The organism is Janthinobacterium sp. CG3, assembly GCF_000344615.1.
In the GTDB taxonomy this organism is placed as follows: domain Bacteria; phylum Pseudomonadota; class Gammaproteobacteria; order Burkholderiales; family Burkholderiaceae_D; genus Janthinobacterium.
In genome coordinates this window covers 2,988,832-3,003,484 of the sequence record NZ_KB467824.1, presented here as the reverse complement: position 1 = coordinate 3,003,484, position 14,653 = coordinate 2,988,832, and the positions used below count along the sequence as shown (strand labels likewise).

Below are 14,653 nucleotides of genomic sequence, written 5' to 3'. Positions count from 1 at the left end.
GAACGATTTTGAAGGTAATAGCATGGCGATACAATGGTACCCCGGACATATGAACGCCGCCCGCAAGAAGGCGGCGGAGTCGATGGAAAACACCGACCTGGTGATTGAAGTGGTCGATGCCCGGCTGCCCGAGGCCAGCTGCAACCCGATGGTCGAGGAGCTGCGCCTGTTCCGCCAGCGGCCCTGCCTGAAAATCCTCAACAAGACCGATTTGGCCGATCCGGCCGCCACCGCCGCCTGGGTCGCGTATTACAACGCGCAGGAAGGCGTGACGGCGTACGCGATGACGACCAAGAAGCCGGGCGAGGTCGCGCGCATCCCCGATCTGGCCAAGTCGCTGGCGCCGCACCGCGGCGTGCCGACCAAGCCGCTGCGCATCATGATCATGGGCATCCCCAACGTCGGCAAATCGACGCTGATGAACGCGCTGCTGAAAAAGCGCGTGGCCAAGGTCGGCGACGAGCCGGCCGTGACCAAGATGCAGCAGAAGCTCTACCTCGACAAGAACACCATCCTGACCGACACGCCCGGCATGCTGTGGCCGAAGATCGCCATTCCAAGCGACGGCCTGATGCTGGCGGCCAGCCACGCCATCGGTTCGAACGCGCTGATCGAGGAGGAGGTGGCGGTATTCCTGGCCGAGGAGCTGCTCAAGCGCTACCCGGCGCTGCTGACCGCGCGCTACGGCTTCAAGACCGAGGAGCTGGACGCCATCGCCGTCGTCGAAGGCATCGCGGCGCGCCGCGGCTACCGCCAGAAGGGTGGCGACTTCGACTTCGAGAAGGCCTCGCACACGCTGCTGCTGGACTACCGCAGCGGCATCCTCGGGCGCATCTCGCTGGAGACGCCGGAGACGCGCGCCGTACTGCTGGCCGAGCACGCCGCCGAAATGGCGGAAAAAGCCGCCAAGGCCGCCGCCGCGGCCGCCGCCAAAGCCAAGGCCGCCGCCAGCGGCCGCCGCGGCACCTGAGCTAAACGACGGCGACGCCTCAAACAACCACCGGCAAAGAGGGGTGTCGTAGGTCGGATTCGCGTAGCGTAATCCGACCTACAAAACCTGGCCAACTTAACGCTGTTCGGCGGCACTCACCCATCCACCGCCTTATCCGCCTCATCCGGCGCGGCCGCCTGGCCGAAGCGAAAGCTCGACACCGCCAGCGCACCGAAGAACTCATCCTCGTGGTACACCGTGGCGGCAGCCTCCTGCTCGGCCGCGCCCAGCGCCACCATTAGCGGCAGCAGGTGGTCTTCGTACGGATGGGCTTGTCGCGCCGCCGGCGCCTCCGACCAATTCAGCAGCTGCGCCAGGCGCTCGGCCGGCGCCAGCGCCATGGTTTGGCGCAGCCAGGCGTCGAACTGGTGCGAGGCGTGGCCGCCGCCGGCGCCGAACTGGCGCAGGTTGTGGTAACTCAGGCCGCTGCCGACGATCAGCACGCCCTCGCGCCGCAGCGGCGCCAGCGCGCGCCCGGCCCGCACATGGGTCAGCGCGTCGTAGCGGTGCTTGAGCGAAAGCTGCACCACCGGCACCCCGGCCTGCGGATAGATCGGATACAGCAGGCTGAAGGTGCCGTGGTCGAAGCCGCGCCGGTCGTCCAGGCTGGCCGGCTGGCCGGCGCCGTCGAGCAGGGCCTTGACGCGCGCCGCCAGCGCCGGTTCGCCCGGGGCCGGGTACTGCACCTCGTAGGTGTGCGCTGGAAAACCCGAGTAGTCGTAAATCATGCCCGGCTGCGCCCCCGACGAGACCAGAAACTGCGGCCCCTCCCAGTGCGCGGTGACGACCAGGATGGCCCGCGGCGGCGCGCCGAGCTGGCGCGGAATGTCTTGCAGCGACGCCTGCAGCTTGTCGTAGCGGCCGCCGTACTGGTCCAGCATGAACGGCCACGGGCCGCCGCCGTGGGACAGGAAATAGGTGGCAAGCAGGGTTTCGGTCATCGCGTACTCCAGGTTGGGCATGGCTACTCGGACGCAGCCTGCGATGTCTCCACTATAGGCATCGCTTGATCGATTATCAATCGCGCGATAGCGGACCCGCAGCCCTTAAGGCGGGCTTAATTTGCCCGCGGAGAGGGCTTTTTTCGCCACCCGCCCCGAACGGACGGAGGAAAAAGTGGTAATCTCGCCCCGTTCGCTACTCTTACGATGAAGGATTGTTATGCGTTTTCTGCGTCTCTTGCTCGCCGCCGTCACTTTGATGGCCTCCACCTCCGGCGCTTTCGCGGCCGAGCCGAAAAACGGCGTCGACTACACCACGCTCGAATCGATGAACCGCCCGGACACCGGCAAAAAAATCGAGGTGATCGAGTTTTTCATGTATTCCTGCCCGCATTGCTACGCGCTGGAGCCGTTGATGAGCGAATGGGTCAAAAAACAGGGCGACAAGATCGCCTTCCGGCGCGTGCACATGGCGTTCTCCGGCCCGCAAGACCCGCAGGCGCACGCCTACGTGACGCTGGAGGCGATGGGCAAGCTTGAGCTGCTGCACGACAAGATCTTCCGCGCCATCCACGTCGAGCGCAACCGCTTGAACAAGGACGAGGCGCTGACCGCCTTCATCGCCCAGAACGGCGTCGACAAGGCCCAATACCTCGAATTCTTTAACTCCTTCGCGGTGCAAACCAAGATGAAGCGCGGCGTGTCGCAAATCAACACCTTCAAACTGACCAGCGCGCCGAGCATCGTCATCGACGGCCGTTTCGTCACCTCGCCGTCGATGGCCGGGCGTCCGGGCCAGACCGAGACGCAATCGCAGCAAGCGACGATCCAGGTGCTGGACGCGCTGGTAGCGAAGGCGCTGCGGGAAAGCGGCAAGGGCGCCGCCGATGTTGCCGCCAAGCCGGTGAAGAAATAAGCGGAAGCGCGTGCGATGAAACAGCTTCCATGGACATTGCTGGCGTTGACGCTGGGCCTGATCGTCTGGCTGTCGCTGGCCGTGATCAACGCCGAGAACCAGCGTAACGCGCTGATCACGCGCGCCTGCGCCGACCCGGTCTTCAAAGGCGAGGTCGACGCCAAATGCCTGGCGAACATCCAATCGCGGCAGAACTGGTGGCAGCACCTGACGTACGCGCTGACGCACGTCAAGCCCTAAGCCGCGGCGCCCCGCGCCATGCCGTCCAACGTCGAGTTGGACGGCTTTTTTTTTGCCCGCTTGCCGCCAATCGTCCCTACAACCCCGGGGAGTGTTGCGTTGCGCGGGGCCACTTGTTGATCTTGATCCATATCCGTAAATCAATGCCGGGCCACGATGTGGACAAGTTGCGTCGCTGCAAGCGAGTCGTTCACCACACGTTTTATCCCAAAGGCGAAACATGAAAATGACACTCAAGGCGCGGCTGGGCGCCGTGATCGGTATGCTTTTTCTGCTGTCGGTTGGCATCGGTCTGCTCGGCTTGTATGGCATCGGCAAGGCCAACGCGGGGCTCGAAACGGTGTACCAGGACCGCACCATCGCGCTTGAGCAGATTTCGCGCATCGACCGCTTACTGGTGAGTAACCGGCTGGCCCTGGCCGAGATGCTGCTCGACCCGGTCGCCGGCAAGATCGACGGCGGCGCGCAGTTGGTCGACAAGAACGCGGCGGAGATCGGCAAGGCGTGGGGCGCGTATAGGACGACCGCGCTGACGGTCGAGGAAAAGCGCCTGGCCGACCAGTTCGCGCTGGACCGCGGCGTCATGCTGCGCGGGGCGCTGTTGCCGGCGGTGGCGGCGCTGCGCGCGGCCAATGTCGACGCCGCCAGGCGGTCGCAGAAGAAACTCGAGCAGTTGGCGTTGCCGGTTCGCAGCGGCATCGACGCGCTGCGCCAGTTGCAGCTCGACGTCGCCGGCAGCGAGTACCGCGCGGCGCTGGCGCGCTACGCGACGATACGCGCGCTGATGCTGGCGGCGGTTGCGGCGGGCGCGCTGGCGGCGGTCTTGCTCGCTTATGTGTTGATCCGCAATATCTATCGGCAGTTGGGCGGCGAGCCGGAGGACGCGATGCATATCGTCCAGCGCATCGCCGGCGGCGATCTGAGCGTGCCGATCGCGCTGCGCCCCGGCGACAGCCGCAGCCTGCTGTGCGCGATGCAGGCCATGCAGGACAATCTGGCCGGCACCGTCGGCGCCATCCGCCTGACGACCGACACCATCGCCTGCGCCTCGACCGAAATCGCGGCGGGCAACCTGGACCTGTCCTCGCGCACCGAGCAGCAGGCCAGTTCGCTCGAGCAGACCGCCTCGTCGATGGAGGAGCTGACCTCCACCGTCAAGCAGAACAGCGACAGCGCGCGGCGCGCCAACCAGCTGGCGCTGTCGGCCTCCGGCGTGGCGGTGCGGGGCGGCGCCGTGGTGGCGCAGGTGGTGCGCACGATGGGCTCGATCAATGAATCGGCGCGCAAGATCGCCGACATCATTGGCGTCATCGACGGCATCGCCTTCCAGACCAATATCCTGGCGCTGAACGCCGCGGTGGAGGCGGCGCGCGCCGGCGAGCAGGGCCGCGGCTTCGCGGTGGTGGCGTCCGAGGTGCGCAACCTGGCGCAGCGCTCGGCCGCCGCCGCCAAGGAGATCAAGGCGCTGATCGGCGACTCGGTCGAGCAGGTCGACAGCGGCAGCAAGCTGGTCGACCAGGCCGGCAGCACGATGGACGAGATCGTCGCCAGCGTCAAGCGCGTCACCGATATCATGGGCGAGATCAGTGCCGCCAGCGCCGAGCAGGAGTCGGGCATCGAGCAGATCAACCAGGCCATCAGCGAGATGGACGCGGTGACGCAGCAGAACGCGGCGCTGGTGGAGCAGGCCGCCGCCGCCGCCGCGTCGTTGCAGCAACAGGCCGGCGGGCTGGCGCAGGCGGTCGGTGTGTTCAAGTTGGCGCGGCCGCCCGCGCCGGCGCCGGCGCGCGCGCGCGCGGCCGGCGCCAAGGGCGCCGCCCGCGAATTCACCGGCGGGCCGGGCCCGGCGCCGCGCCCGCTCCAGCAGCGCGCGGCCGTCGGCGGTGACGAGTAAGGTTTTACGCCTTGGATTTGGTCGAAACCGCCGGCGCCCTGGCGCCGACGACAACGGTGCAGGTGGTGCCGGCCACCAGCGTCTGCCCCGGCGCCAGCTGGTCGATCTGGATGCGCACCGGCACGCGCTGCGCCAGCCGGACCCAGTTGAAGGTCGGATTGACGTCGGCCAGCAGCTCGTGGCCGGTGCCGGCGTCGCGGTCGGTGATGCCGTGCGCGATACTCTCGATGTGGCCGCGCATGGCGCCGCCGCTCATCATGTCCATCCGCACCGGGTCGCCCGCCCGCAGCCGCGCCAGCTTGGTTTCCTCGAAGTAGGCGACGACGTAAAACGAGGCCCGGTCGATCACCGCCAGCTTGGCCGCGCCGACGGCGGCGAAGTCGCCGGCGTGGACGTTCAGATTGGTCACGTAGCCGCTTGTCGGCGCCCGCACCACGGTGCGTTCCAGGTTCAGCCGGGCCAGCTGGCGCGCCGCCAGCGCGGCCTGGTATTGCGCCGTGGCGCCGGCGGCGGCGGACTGCGCCGTCTCCAGGCTTTCGGTCGAGACCACGCTGGCGTCCAGGCCGGCGCGCCGGCCGGCTTCCTTGCCGCGCCGGCCCTGTTCGATTTTCTGCGCCGCCAGCACGGCGTCGGCCTGGGCCAGCGCGCTGACGTAGCGTTCCTTGTCGACGACGAACAGCGGCGCGCCTTTCCGCACCAGTTGGTTGTCGCGCACCAGCACCTCGGTGACGCTGCCGGCGACGTCGGCGCCGACGTTGACGACGTCGGCCTTGACGCGGCCGTCGCGGGTCCAAGGCGAGTCCATATAGCGCTGCCACATGGCGGCGCCGCTCCACAGGGCCGCGCCCAGCAAGAGCAGGGTGATGGCGTAGCGGATCAGGGTATTGGGCAGCTTGCTTGGCATGGGGGCGGTTTCCTTCGATGGGATCATGGTTCAGGTGTAGAGCGGCAGCACCAGCGCGCCGAGGATGCAGACGAACAGGCACAGGCGCACCAGCGACGGGTGCCACGCCAGGCGGTACAGGCCGAGTTTGCCAAGACCCCAGTCGGCCAGCATTTGCAGCGCCATCGCGGCGATGAACAGCGGCAGCAGGGTCGGAATCAGCACGCCAAAAATGGCCAGTTCACGCGGCATGGTGCGCTCCTTCGGTGGTCTGTGGCAGTTGGTCGAGTAGCGAGGTGTAAATCGAGTGCAGGTCGGCCAGCGCGGTGCGCAGCCGGGCCGCGCGCTGCGCGTCGGCGCCGGGCAGGGCCTGGCGCACCGCCGCGCCGGCCAGCAGCAGCGCGTCGAGCGCGGCGCGGCAACTGGCCGGCTCGGGCGCGCGCAGGTAGGCGGCGATCAGCGCGACGCCGTGTTGCAGCGCGGCGCTGGCCGGGCTGGCCGGCGAGCAGGCGATCAGCGCGCGCATCTCGATCACCGAATGGCCCAGTTCCAGCAGCGTCAGGCCTTGCCGCAGCACGGCGCGGGTGGCTTCGGCCGGGACCGGGCCGGCGGCCGCGTTGAGCTGGTTCAGCAGGTCGCGCACGCGGCCGTCGAAGCGGTGCTTCAGGCGCCGCGGGCCGGCCTCGCAAGTGCGCAGCGCTTCGCGCCACAGCGCGCCGGCGACGAGGCGCCGGTTGCCCATCGTGTGCTCGGGCAGCAGCAGCGCGAAAATCAGGTAGGCCAGCACCACGCCGAGCAGCAGCGCCAGCGCGTTGTTGAGGAAGGCGGCGCCGTCCACCCGCATCAGGTTGGCGGGCGTGACCACGGTGGCGACGAACAGGTTGATGCCGATGCCGACGCCGGCCTGTTTCGGGTTGGTGCTCAGGTAGCTGCCCAGCATTAGCGGCGGCAGCATGGCCAGCACCAGCATCGGGTAGCCGTCGGCCCGCACCAGCACGAAGAACAGGCAGGCGAACGACAGCGGCAGCGCCACCACGAAGCCGGTGAGGATTTGCCGCACCATCATGGTCGGGCGCGGCGACGACGAGGCCAGCGCGCAGAAGATGGTGGCCATTAGCATGGTGGTGCCGGCGTACGGCCAGGCCAGGTAGTACCAGCCGGCCGCCAGCAGCAGCAGCGTCAGCGCGGCGCGCGCGCCGCTGGCCAGGACGATGGCCGGCGGCGTCTTCGGCGTGTAGGCCAGCGGATCGCTGAGCTGCTGGCGGCCGGTGTCGCTCAGGCCGTCGTAGACTTGCTGGAAGGCGCGCAGGTTCAGCGCGAAGCGTTGCAGCAGTTCGGCGGCGGTGTCGAAGGCGATGCGCTGCGCGCGGTCGGGCCGGCCGCGTTCCAGCGCCGCGCGCGCCAGCGCCAGCGCCGAGCGCTGCCGCGCCGCCGCCGCGTCCAGGCTGGCCAGCGTGGTGGCGCCGCGCAGCGCGCCGGCCAATGGCGCGTGCAGCGGTTCGATCAGCGCCAGCAGCGGCGAGCCCGGTTGCTGGCGCAGCCGGTGTAGCAGGCGGTGCAGCGTGTAGAAGGTGGTCAGCGCGGCCAGGAAGGCGGTGTTGAAGGCGTGCAGCCAGCGGCTGTCGGCGCGCCCCCGGCCGGCCTCGAAGAAGGCGGCGGCGCGGCCCGACTCCAGCGCGGCGATGTCGGCGGCGAACTGCAGGTGGGTCAGCTCGACCTCGGCCGGCGCCAGGCGCCGCTCCAGCACTTCGTGGCAGAAGCCCAGCAGGCGGGCGTAGCGCGCCTGCACGGTGCGCATTACCTGGGCGCCCTGGTGGCGCGGGAACAGCGCGTCGTTGATGACGGCCGAGCAGATGATACCCAGGCCGACTTCGGCCACCCGCGTCACCGCCAGCGCGAACACCTGCGACGGCTGGGCGATGGCCGGGATGGCGATCATGCAGGCGGTGTAACCGGCCAGCACGAAGCTGTACGACTGGGCGTTGCGGAACATCGCCGCGCCGCTGGTGCACAGGCCGACCCACAGCGCCAGGCCGAGGAACAGCGCCACGCTGTGCTGCGCGAACGCGGCGATCAACAGCAGCGCGCCGGCGCAGCCGACCAGGGTGCCGAGCAGGCGGTAGAAGCTTTTTTCCAGCACCATGCCGCTGCTGGGCAGCGCCAGGATGAAGACGGTGGCCATCGCCGAGTTGGGCGAGTCGAGGCCGAAGCGGTAGGCCAGCCACAGGGCCGAGAAGGCGGCCAGCATGGTCTTGGCGACGAACATCCAGCGTTCGCCCTCGCTGTCCAGCCAGTCGCGCGCGGCGCCGGCCAGCAGGCGGCCGGCGCCGCGCGCGACTGGGGGCAAGGAAGAGGGAAGCGGTGGCATGGAACTCCGTGGGTCGGGTGGGCGAAAGCGCAACCCGACTACGCCGGCGTGCCCGCGGGGTCGGATTACGTGATGTTGTTCAGGTTGCGCAACTGGCGCGCAAACATGTTTTCCAGCTGTTGCAATTCCTCGGCGGTGAAGCCGTCGTACGTCTGCGTGGTCTTGCCGCACACCTGCGGCAGGATTTCCTCGACCAGGGCGCGGCCGCTGTCGGTCAGCGTAATCATCACCGAGCGGCGGTCGCCCGGGCGCGCGCCGCGGTGGATCAGGCCGCGTTCTTCCAGGTCGTTGCACACGCGCGTCAGGTTGGCCGGCTTTTCGTGGCAGGCCATGCCCAGCGTGCAGGCGTTCGACGATTCGTCGTCGGTGCCGTACAGCACCGCCAGCACCATGTAACTGGCGTCGACCAGGTCGTATTTCCTCAAGGCCGCGTTGGTCAGATCCTTGATACCTTTTTGAATGTGGTAGGTCATGCGGATCAAGCGCACCAGTTCGAGCGGAAACTCCGGCATCCGCGTGCGGATGTTGTGCAGCCGCTTGTAGGTGGCGTCAAAAGCGGTCATCGCGAACTCCTCAAACAAAGAAAGGCTAGATTGTATATCGTGGCGTTTGCGCCGCTTAGGGCAAGGCGCCGAATCCCCCTCCCAGCGCCGCCATCAGGCTGACATAACTGTCCAGTTGGCGCGCGCCGATTTGCGCCGTTTGCTGCTGTTCGGCGAGCAGCGCCAGTTCGCTGTTGAGCAGGTTGACCGCGTCGCTCAGGCCGGCGCGGTAGGCTTTCCCGGCCAAGTCGCTGGCCCTGCCGGCCGTGGCCAGCGCGTCGGCGCCCAGGCGTTGCTGCCGTTGCAGCGACTGCGCCTTGGCGACCGCGTTGGCGACGTCGGCCAGCGCCGCCACCACGCTGGCGTTGTATTGGGCGACGGCGGCGTCGTAGAGCGCGTCCTGGTTGCCAAGCTGGGCGCGCAGCCGGGCGCCGGCAAACAAGGGCAGGCTGAGCGCCGGCGCGACGCCGCCCGTGGCCGCGCCGGCTTCGAGGAAGTGGGCGAAGCCGAACGATTGCAGGCCGGCGAAGGCGAGCAGGTTCAGGTTGGGGTAAAAATCGGCCTTGGCCACCGCGATCCGCTTGGCCGCCGCCTGCACCCGCCAGCGCTGCGCGGCGATGTCCGGGCGCCGTCCGATCAGCTCGGCCGGCAGCGCGCCCGGCAGGGCCGGCGGGCGGTCCAGCCGCAAGGCCGGCCGGCGCAGCGCCGCGCCGTCGGCCGGGCCCTTGCCGGCCAGCGCCGCCAACTGGTTGCGCAGCAGCGCGATAGTGTGCGCCGCCTGTTCCAGCTCGCGCCGGCCGGCCGGCAGGGTGGCCTCGATTTGCGCGACGTCGACCTCGGTGCCCAGGCCGGCCTGGCGGCGCCGGCGCGCGATATCCAGGATGCGCTCGCGCCGCGCCAGGGCGGCGCGGATGAAATCCTGGCGTTCGAACTCGAACGATAGCTGGACGTAGTTGCCGGCCACGGCCGTTTGCAGTGCCAGGCGCGCCATCTGCGACTCCGCCGCCGCCAGTTGCACCTCGTCGAGCGCGGCCGCCAAAGCCTGGCGGTTGCGGCCCCACACATCCAGGTCGTAGGACAGCGACAGCGTGGCCTGGTTGCGCCAGGCGTAGTTGCCGGCGAGCGGAGCCGGCGCGCTGCCGTGCTCGGAATACCGTTCGCGGTTCAGCGCTACGCTGGCGTCCGCCTTCGGCCCGGTATGGTCGTCGGCCAGGCCGGCCAGCGCGCGCGCCTGGCGCACCCGCGCTTGCGCCGCGTGCAGCGTCGGGTTGTCGGCCAGCGCCACCGCTAGTAATTGGTTCAACTGCGGGTCGTGCAAGTCCTGCCACCAAGCTTGGCTGGGCCACTCGATTGCGCCCTGGGCGGTGGCGACGGCCGCGCCGGCGTCCAAGGTGTTGGCGTCGAGCAGCGGCGCACGCGGTGTCATCCGGCCCATGCCGGCGCAGGCGCTCAGGGCCAGCAGTAGGCTGGCGGCGCTCAGGGTGCGTAACAGGGGCGGGACGGATGGCATGGGCGTGGCGCTCGTTTCGATGCTCTTGGTTGGCGGGCTGGCTTAGCGAACTTGTTGCGGCACTTAGTGCGTCGAAGGCGACGCGTTCCGGGTGGCGTGCGCCACATCGAAGTAGACTTCCGACGTCGGCATTTCACCGTTCTTGCGCGCTTCCACCAGTTCGGCGATGACCTGCGCGCGGGTGAGCGTGCTGACGAAGGCCGGCGTGCGCGGGTAGTCGGTGTCGTTGGTCGAGATTTCGCCGGCGGCGCGGGCGCGCACGTATTCGGCGGTGACTTCGGCGCGGCTCAGGGTGCTGGCGCTGTCCGGCATTTTGGGATAGTCGACCTCGCTGGTCGAGAGTTCACCGGCGTCACGGGCGCGGATGAATTCGGCGCTCACTTCGGCGCGGGTCACGCCGGCGCTTGGCGCGGGCGCCTGGGCGAAGGCGGCGCCGGTGGCGGCGAGGGTCAGCAGGGCGGCGATCAATTGTTTTGCGTTCATGGTAATTCTCCAGAAAGGGTAAGAAATTTGTTTATCTGGGTACACTATAGCAATGAATAGTACATTTGTGAAGTAATTTATCGACGAGTTCGATTGACGGAGATGAAAGGCGCTGCCGCAGGGACGCTGATGGGCGGAACCCGAAGACCCTCTGGCCGGACCGGGTACTCGGGCGCGGGCACGGCACAGGCGCGCGCCCGGTCTGGCGCAACGGCGTCGGACCGGCTTGGCGGCGGGAACCAAGGTCGACACCGACGAGGGCATGGCGGGCGGAACGGCCGGTCCCGATGTTGGCGACGCCGACCTCGATAGCGACACCGATTCCGGCGGTACCGGCGAGTGCGCCGCCGCCGGCCGCGACGCGGCGGCGGACGGCGCCGACATCGACGTCGACCACATTGAAACTATCCCGCCCGAACCGGACGACAGCGAAGGGCGCCGTGCCGGCCATCGTCCCGGCGTGCGATAGCTTGAACCAGCGCGGCAACTGCCCGATTAACGCGGCGACATGGAGCGCCACGGGTAAAATAGGCGTACAAGGCAATCAAGCCTGCACACCAATCGAAGGCAAGCGCAATATGAAGGAAAAAGAAGAAGGCGTCATGGCAATGTACCGCGACTCGCTGCCGCCGGATTACGTCGAGGAAGTCGATACCACCAATTACTTCGGCTGGACCTTGCTGAGCGTGGCGCTGGGGCTGCTTGCCTGGTTGCTGATTTCACTGAGCAACGCGGAAAACCAGCGCAACGCCCTGATGACGAAGGCGTGCCAAGACCCGGTGTTTGCGGCCGAAATAGACCGCAAGTGCCTGGCCATGGTCAGCACCCGCGACCACTGGTGGCAGCACGTCTATTACGCCGCCACGCACCTGCGGCCGTAATTGCGGCGCCAGGCGGCCGCGGCCCCCGATTGATCGGCGTCAAAGCGCGCACCGTTCGGTGCGTGCCGCGGTCCCGGCGGCGCTATAGTCAAACCTCCATCGCTCGGTCGCCAAGACCGATTTCGGGAGAGGGAATGGACAATACAGGCGCCGATTTGGTTCGCGAACACCACGACCATCGCCAGCACGGCCACCCTGCCGGTTGGCGCCGTTGGCTGTATGCGACCAACCACAAGGATATCGGCACGCTGCACCTGTGGTGTTCCCTGATCATGTTCATCGTCGGCGGGGTGCTGGCCTTGCCGATCCGCGCCGAACTGTTCCAGCCGGGGCTGCAGTTCTCCTATCCCCAGCTATACAACCAGTTCGTGACGATGCACGGCCTGATCATGATTTTCGGCGCCATCGTGCCGGCCTTCGTCGGCTTCGCGATAGGCGGCTTTTCCGGCTTGATCCTGGCGGTCGTGCCGATCGTGAAATAAAGGGCACGGCGATTGGTTCGCCACCATCCGGGGGAGGCGTGCATGCCGCGCGACGTATCGAACAATAACCATGAATGGCTGCTCAGGCGGCATTTTTCGCTGGCCCCGCGCCAACTGGCGCTGGCCTACGGCGTATTGTTCCTGCCGTCGTTCTGCGTCGCCGGCGCGTTTGCCTGGTTCGGCCTGTGGTGGGTGCCGCTGTTTTCAACGCTGGAGTTGGGCGCCGTCGCGCTGGCCATGCGCTATTACGCGCGCCACGCGGCCGACTACGAGCACATCGCGCTGGCCGAAGGCTGCCTGCTGGTCGGGCAGATGCGCGCCGGGCGGCTGCGGCAGACCCGGCTCGACCCTTACTCGACCCGTATCGGCCTGCCGCCGCTGCGCGGCGGCGGCCTGATCCGGCTGGAGGCGCGGGGCGTCGCGGTCGAAGTCGGGCGCTTCGCCACGGCGGCGCAGCGGCGCCGGGTGGCGCGGGAGCTGAGCCAGTTGTTGCCGGGTCCGCGCATGGATTTCCGCGGCCCGGTTTAGCCGGCGGGGTTCAAGCCGACCGCGACGATTCTTCCCACAGGTTGATATCGCCATTCGTGGCCTTGTCGTCGATGGCGCGCAACTCCTGCGCCGTGAACGTCAGTTGCCGCAGCGCCGCCACGTTCTCGCGGATCTGCGCGCTGCTGCTGGCGCCGATCAGGGTCGAGGTCACGCGCGGGTCGCGCAACACCCAGGCCAGCGCCATCTGCGCCAGCGTCTGGCCGCGCGCCTTGGCGATCTCGTTCAACGCGCGCACGCGGGCCAGGTTGTCCGCGCTCAGATGCTCCCGCAGCAGCGAGCCGCCGCCGGGACGGTTGATGCGCGCGTCCTGCGGCACGCCGTTCAGGTACTTATCGCTCAGCAAGCCCTGCGCCAGCGCGGTGAAGGTGATGCAACCCATGCCTTGCCGCTCCAGCGTGTCGAGCAGTCCGTCGTCCTCGATCCAGCGGTTGAGCATATTGTAGGACGGCTGGTGGATCAGGCAGGGCACCTTCCACTCCTTGAGCAACAGCGCCGCCTCGGCCGTTTTCTCCGGCGAGTACGAGGACACGCCGACATATAGCGCCTTGCCCTGCTGCACGGCGGTGGCCAGCGCGCCCATGGTTTCCTCCAGCGGCGTGTCCGGGTCGAAGCGGTGCGAATAGAAAATGTCGACGTAATCGAGGCCCATGCGCTTCAAACTCTGGTCCAGGCTGGCCAGCACGTACTTGCGCGAGCCGCCGCCCTGGCCGTAGGGGCCGGGCCACATGTCCCAGCCGGCCTTGGTCGAAATGATCAGCTCGTCGCGGTAGGGCAGGAAGTCTTCCTTGAACAGGTGGCCGAAATTGGTTTCGGCGCTGCCGTACGGCGGGCCGTAATTGTTGGCCAGGTCGAAATGCGTGATGCCCAGGTCGAAGGCGGTGCGCAGCATGTCGCGCTGCGAGGCCAGGTGGTTGCTGTCGCCGAAGTTGTGCCACAGGCCCAGCGACAGCAGCGGCAGCTTCAGGCCGCTGCGTCCGCACGTGCGGTATTGCATAGTCTCGTAACGGGATTCCGATGCGTGGTAAGTCATGGCGGCTCCTTGCGTGCGCTTGAAAAAAAATCCGCCGCGGCGGATTTTTTCATGTTGCCGGAAAACTGGCGCGATTAAGCGAAGTTTTTGGCAACGAATTCCCAGTTAACCAGGCCAAAGAATGTTTCCACATACTTGGCGCGCAGGTTGCGGTAGTCGATGTAGTAAGCGTGTTCCCACACGTCGCAGGTCAGCAGCGGCTTGTCGCCGGCGGTCAAAGGGCAGCCTGCGTTCGAGGTGTTGACGATCTCGACCGAGCCGTCGGCCTTTTGCACCAGCCAGGTCCAGCCGGAACCGAAGTTGCCCAGGCAGGATTTGGTGAATTCTTCCTTGAATTTTTCGAACGACGTGAATTTCGCGTTGATCGCGTCGGCCACCGCGCCGGTAGGAGCGCCGCCGCCGTTAGGCTTCATGCCGTTCCAGTAGAAGGTGTGGTTCCACACCTGGGCCGCGTTGTTGAAGATGCCGCCGGACGATTTCTTGACGATCTCTTCCAGGGACAGGTTCTCGAACTCGGTGCCCTTGATCAGGTTGTTCAGGTTGGTGACATATGTTTGGTGATGCTTGGCGTAGTGATATTCCAGCGTCTCTTTCGAGATGTGCGGCGCCAGAGCGTCCATTTCATACGGCAGTGGTGGCAGAGTATGTTCCATGTGTGTCCCTTTGTGGTTGAGTGTGCAAACTAGTATGCAAGGTATTTTTTGCTGAAACGACCACCATTGTAAAGCGGATGCGCGAACGCTGCATACCGGCGTCGTGATAGGTGGCGCGGCACTGAACCGGCGCGGCGCGGCCTCAGCGCAGCCGGCGGGCACGCTCGCCGTTAATCAGGCGCAACAGCGCATTGGTGGCGATGCGCCGATGTCGTACAGCGGCTGGCGACGCAATCGATTTACGGCGCCTTCTACAATGCTCCGCGCACCGCCGGTGTCCGGGTTTCGGT

At 67.3% G+C, this 14,653-nt stretch carries 16 protein-coding genes and 1 pseudogene; 8 read left to right on the top strand and 9 right to left on the bottom strand.

Features of this window, described 5'->3' with window-relative positions; genetic code table 11:
* The first annotated feature begins 22 nt into the window (after positions 1–22).
* Positions 23–970 carry a ribosome biogenesis GTPase YlqF gene (gene ylqF, locus JANGC3_RS0113100; RefSeq protein ID WP_081611852.1) on the top strand — a complete coding sequence of 316 codons (948 nt, stop codon included), beginning with the start codon at positions 23–25 and terminating at the stop codon, positions 968–970.
* A gap of 116 nt (positions 971–1,086) precedes the next feature.
* On the opposite strand, the gene JANGC3_RS0113095 is transcribed toward ylqF, so the two are convergent.
* Positions 1,087–1,953 (bottom strand): DODA-type extradiol aromatic ring-opening family dioxygenase, encoded by an 867-nt coding sequence (locus JANGC3_RS0113095; RefSeq protein ID WP_017876945.1) that lies wholly within the window; start codon positions 1,951–1,953, stop codon positions 1,087–1,089.
* Between the two features lie 199 nt (positions 1,954–2,152).
* Between JANGC3_RS0113095 and JANGC3_RS0113090 the strand changes: the two genes are divergently transcribed.
* The 3 genes from JANGC3_RS0113090 to JANGC3_RS34115 all read left to right on the top strand — a co-directional run bounded on the left by JANGC3_RS0113090 (position 2,153) and on the right by JANGC3_RS34115 (position 4,982).
* Positions 2,153–2,848, top strand: coding sequence for a thiol:disulfide interchange protein DsbA/DsbL (locus JANGC3_RS0113090; RefSeq protein ID WP_026132929.1), 696 nt, complete (start codon positions 2,153–2,155; stop codon positions 2,846–2,848).
* Between the two features lie 15 nt (positions 2,849–2,863).
* Complete coding sequence (locus tag JANGC3_RS0113085) at positions 2,864–3,088, top strand: hypothetical protein (protein ID WP_035787670.1); 225 nt, start codon at positions 2,864–2,866, stop codon at positions 3,086–3,088.
* A gap of 220 nt (positions 3,089–3,308) precedes the next feature.
* Positions 3,309–4,982 carry a methyl-accepting chemotaxis protein gene (locus JANGC3_RS34115; RefSeq protein WP_017876942.1) on the top strand — a complete coding sequence of 558 codons (1,674 nt, stop codon included), beginning with the start codon at positions 3,309–3,311 and terminating at the stop codon, positions 4,980–4,982.
* A 4-nt stretch (positions 4,983–4,986) separates the two neighbouring features.
* On the opposite strand, the gene JANGC3_RS0113075 is transcribed toward JANGC3_RS34115, so the two are convergent.
* The 6 genes from JANGC3_RS0113075 to JANGC3_RS33270 all read right to left on the bottom strand — a co-directional run bounded on the left by JANGC3_RS0113075 (position 4,987) and on the right by JANGC3_RS33270 (position 10,768).
* Positions 4,987–5,886, bottom strand: a complete 900-nt coding sequence (locus JANGC3_RS0113075) for an efflux RND transporter periplasmic adaptor subunit (RefSeq protein ID WP_017876941.1) — start codon at positions 5,884–5,886, stop codon at positions 4,987–4,989.
* 30 nt (positions 5,887–5,916) lie between these two features.
* Positions 5,917–6,117, bottom strand: a complete 201-nt coding sequence (locus JANGC3_RS0113070) for a DUF1656 domain-containing protein (RefSeq protein ID WP_017876940.1) — start codon at positions 6,115–6,117, stop codon at positions 5,917–5,919.
* The gene (locus JANGC3_RS0113065; protein ID WP_051068298.1) at positions 6,107–8,233 is read right to left on the bottom strand and encodes an FUSC family protein; all 2,127 of its coding nucleotides are present in this window, start codon (positions 8,231–8,233) and stop codon (positions 6,107–6,109) included. Before JANGC3_RS0113065 ends, JANGC3_RS0113070 begins: the two co-directional genes overlap by 11 nt.
* A gap of 65 nt (positions 8,234–8,298) precedes the next feature.
* Entirely contained in the window at positions 8,299–8,796 is a 498-nt protein-coding gene (locus JANGC3_RS0113060) for a MarR family winged helix-turn-helix transcriptional regulator (RefSeq protein ID WP_035788645.1), read from the bottom strand.
* Positions 8,797–8,851: 55 nt separating this feature from the next.
* Positions 8,852–10,285 carry an efflux transporter outer membrane subunit gene (locus tag JANGC3_RS0113055; protein ID WP_017876937.1) on the bottom strand — a complete coding sequence of 478 codons (1,434 nt, stop codon included), beginning with the start codon at positions 10,283–10,285 and terminating at the stop codon, positions 8,852–8,854.
* A gap of 63 nt (positions 10,286–10,348) precedes the next feature.
* Positions 10,349–10,768 carry a DUF4148 domain-containing protein gene (locus JANGC3_RS33270; RefSeq protein WP_017876936.1) on the bottom strand — a complete coding sequence of 140 codons (420 nt, stop codon included), beginning with the start codon at positions 10,766–10,768 and terminating at the stop codon, positions 10,349–10,351.
* Positions 10,769–10,994: 226 nt separating this feature from the next.
* On the opposite strand from JANGC3_RS33270, the gene JANGC3_RS29240 reads away from it, so the two are divergent.
* From JANGC3_RS29240 to JANGC3_RS0113030, 4 genes and pseudogenes are all read left to right on the top strand, one after another.
* Positions 10,995–11,237: a hypothetical protein gene (locus tag JANGC3_RS29240; protein WP_017876935.1), complete on the top strand. Its 243-nt coding sequence runs from the start codon at positions 10,995–10,997 to the stop codon at positions 11,235–11,237.
* Positions 11,238–11,346: 109 nt separating this feature from the next.
* Positions 11,347–11,649 (top strand): hypothetical protein, encoded by a 303-nt coding sequence (locus JANGC3_RS0113040; RefSeq protein ID WP_017876934.1) that lies wholly within the window; start codon positions 11,347–11,349, stop codon positions 11,647–11,649.
* Positions 11,650–11,783: 134 nt separating this feature from the next.
* A pseudogene (locus tag JANGC3_RS0113035) lies at positions 11,784–12,080 on the top strand (cbb3-type cytochrome c oxidase subunit I); the annotation flags it as partial.
* Positions 12,081–12,173: 93 nt separating this feature from the next.
* A complete protein-coding gene (locus JANGC3_RS0113030; RefSeq protein ID WP_017876932.1) occupies positions 12,174–12,659 on the top strand; it encodes a DUF2244 domain-containing protein in 486 nt (161 codons plus the stop codon).
* A 10-nt stretch (positions 12,660–12,669) separates the two neighbouring features.
* Here the strand turns inward: JANGC3_RS0113030 and mgrA are convergent, their stop codons facing one another.
* Both mgrA and JANGC3_RS0113020 read right to left on the bottom strand, forming a co-directional pair.
* Positions 12,670–13,710, bottom strand: coding sequence for an L-glyceraldehyde 3-phosphate reductase (gene mgrA / locus JANGC3_RS0113025; RefSeq protein WP_026132928.1), 1,041 nt, complete (start codon positions 13,708–13,710; stop codon positions 12,670–12,672).
* Between the two features lie 74 nt (positions 13,711–13,784).
* Positions 13,785–14,363, bottom strand: coding sequence for a superoxide dismutase (locus tag JANGC3_RS0113020; protein ID WP_026132927.1), 579 nt, complete (start codon positions 14,361–14,363; stop codon positions 13,785–13,787).
* Between the last annotated feature and the right edge of the window lie 290 nt (positions 14,364–14,653).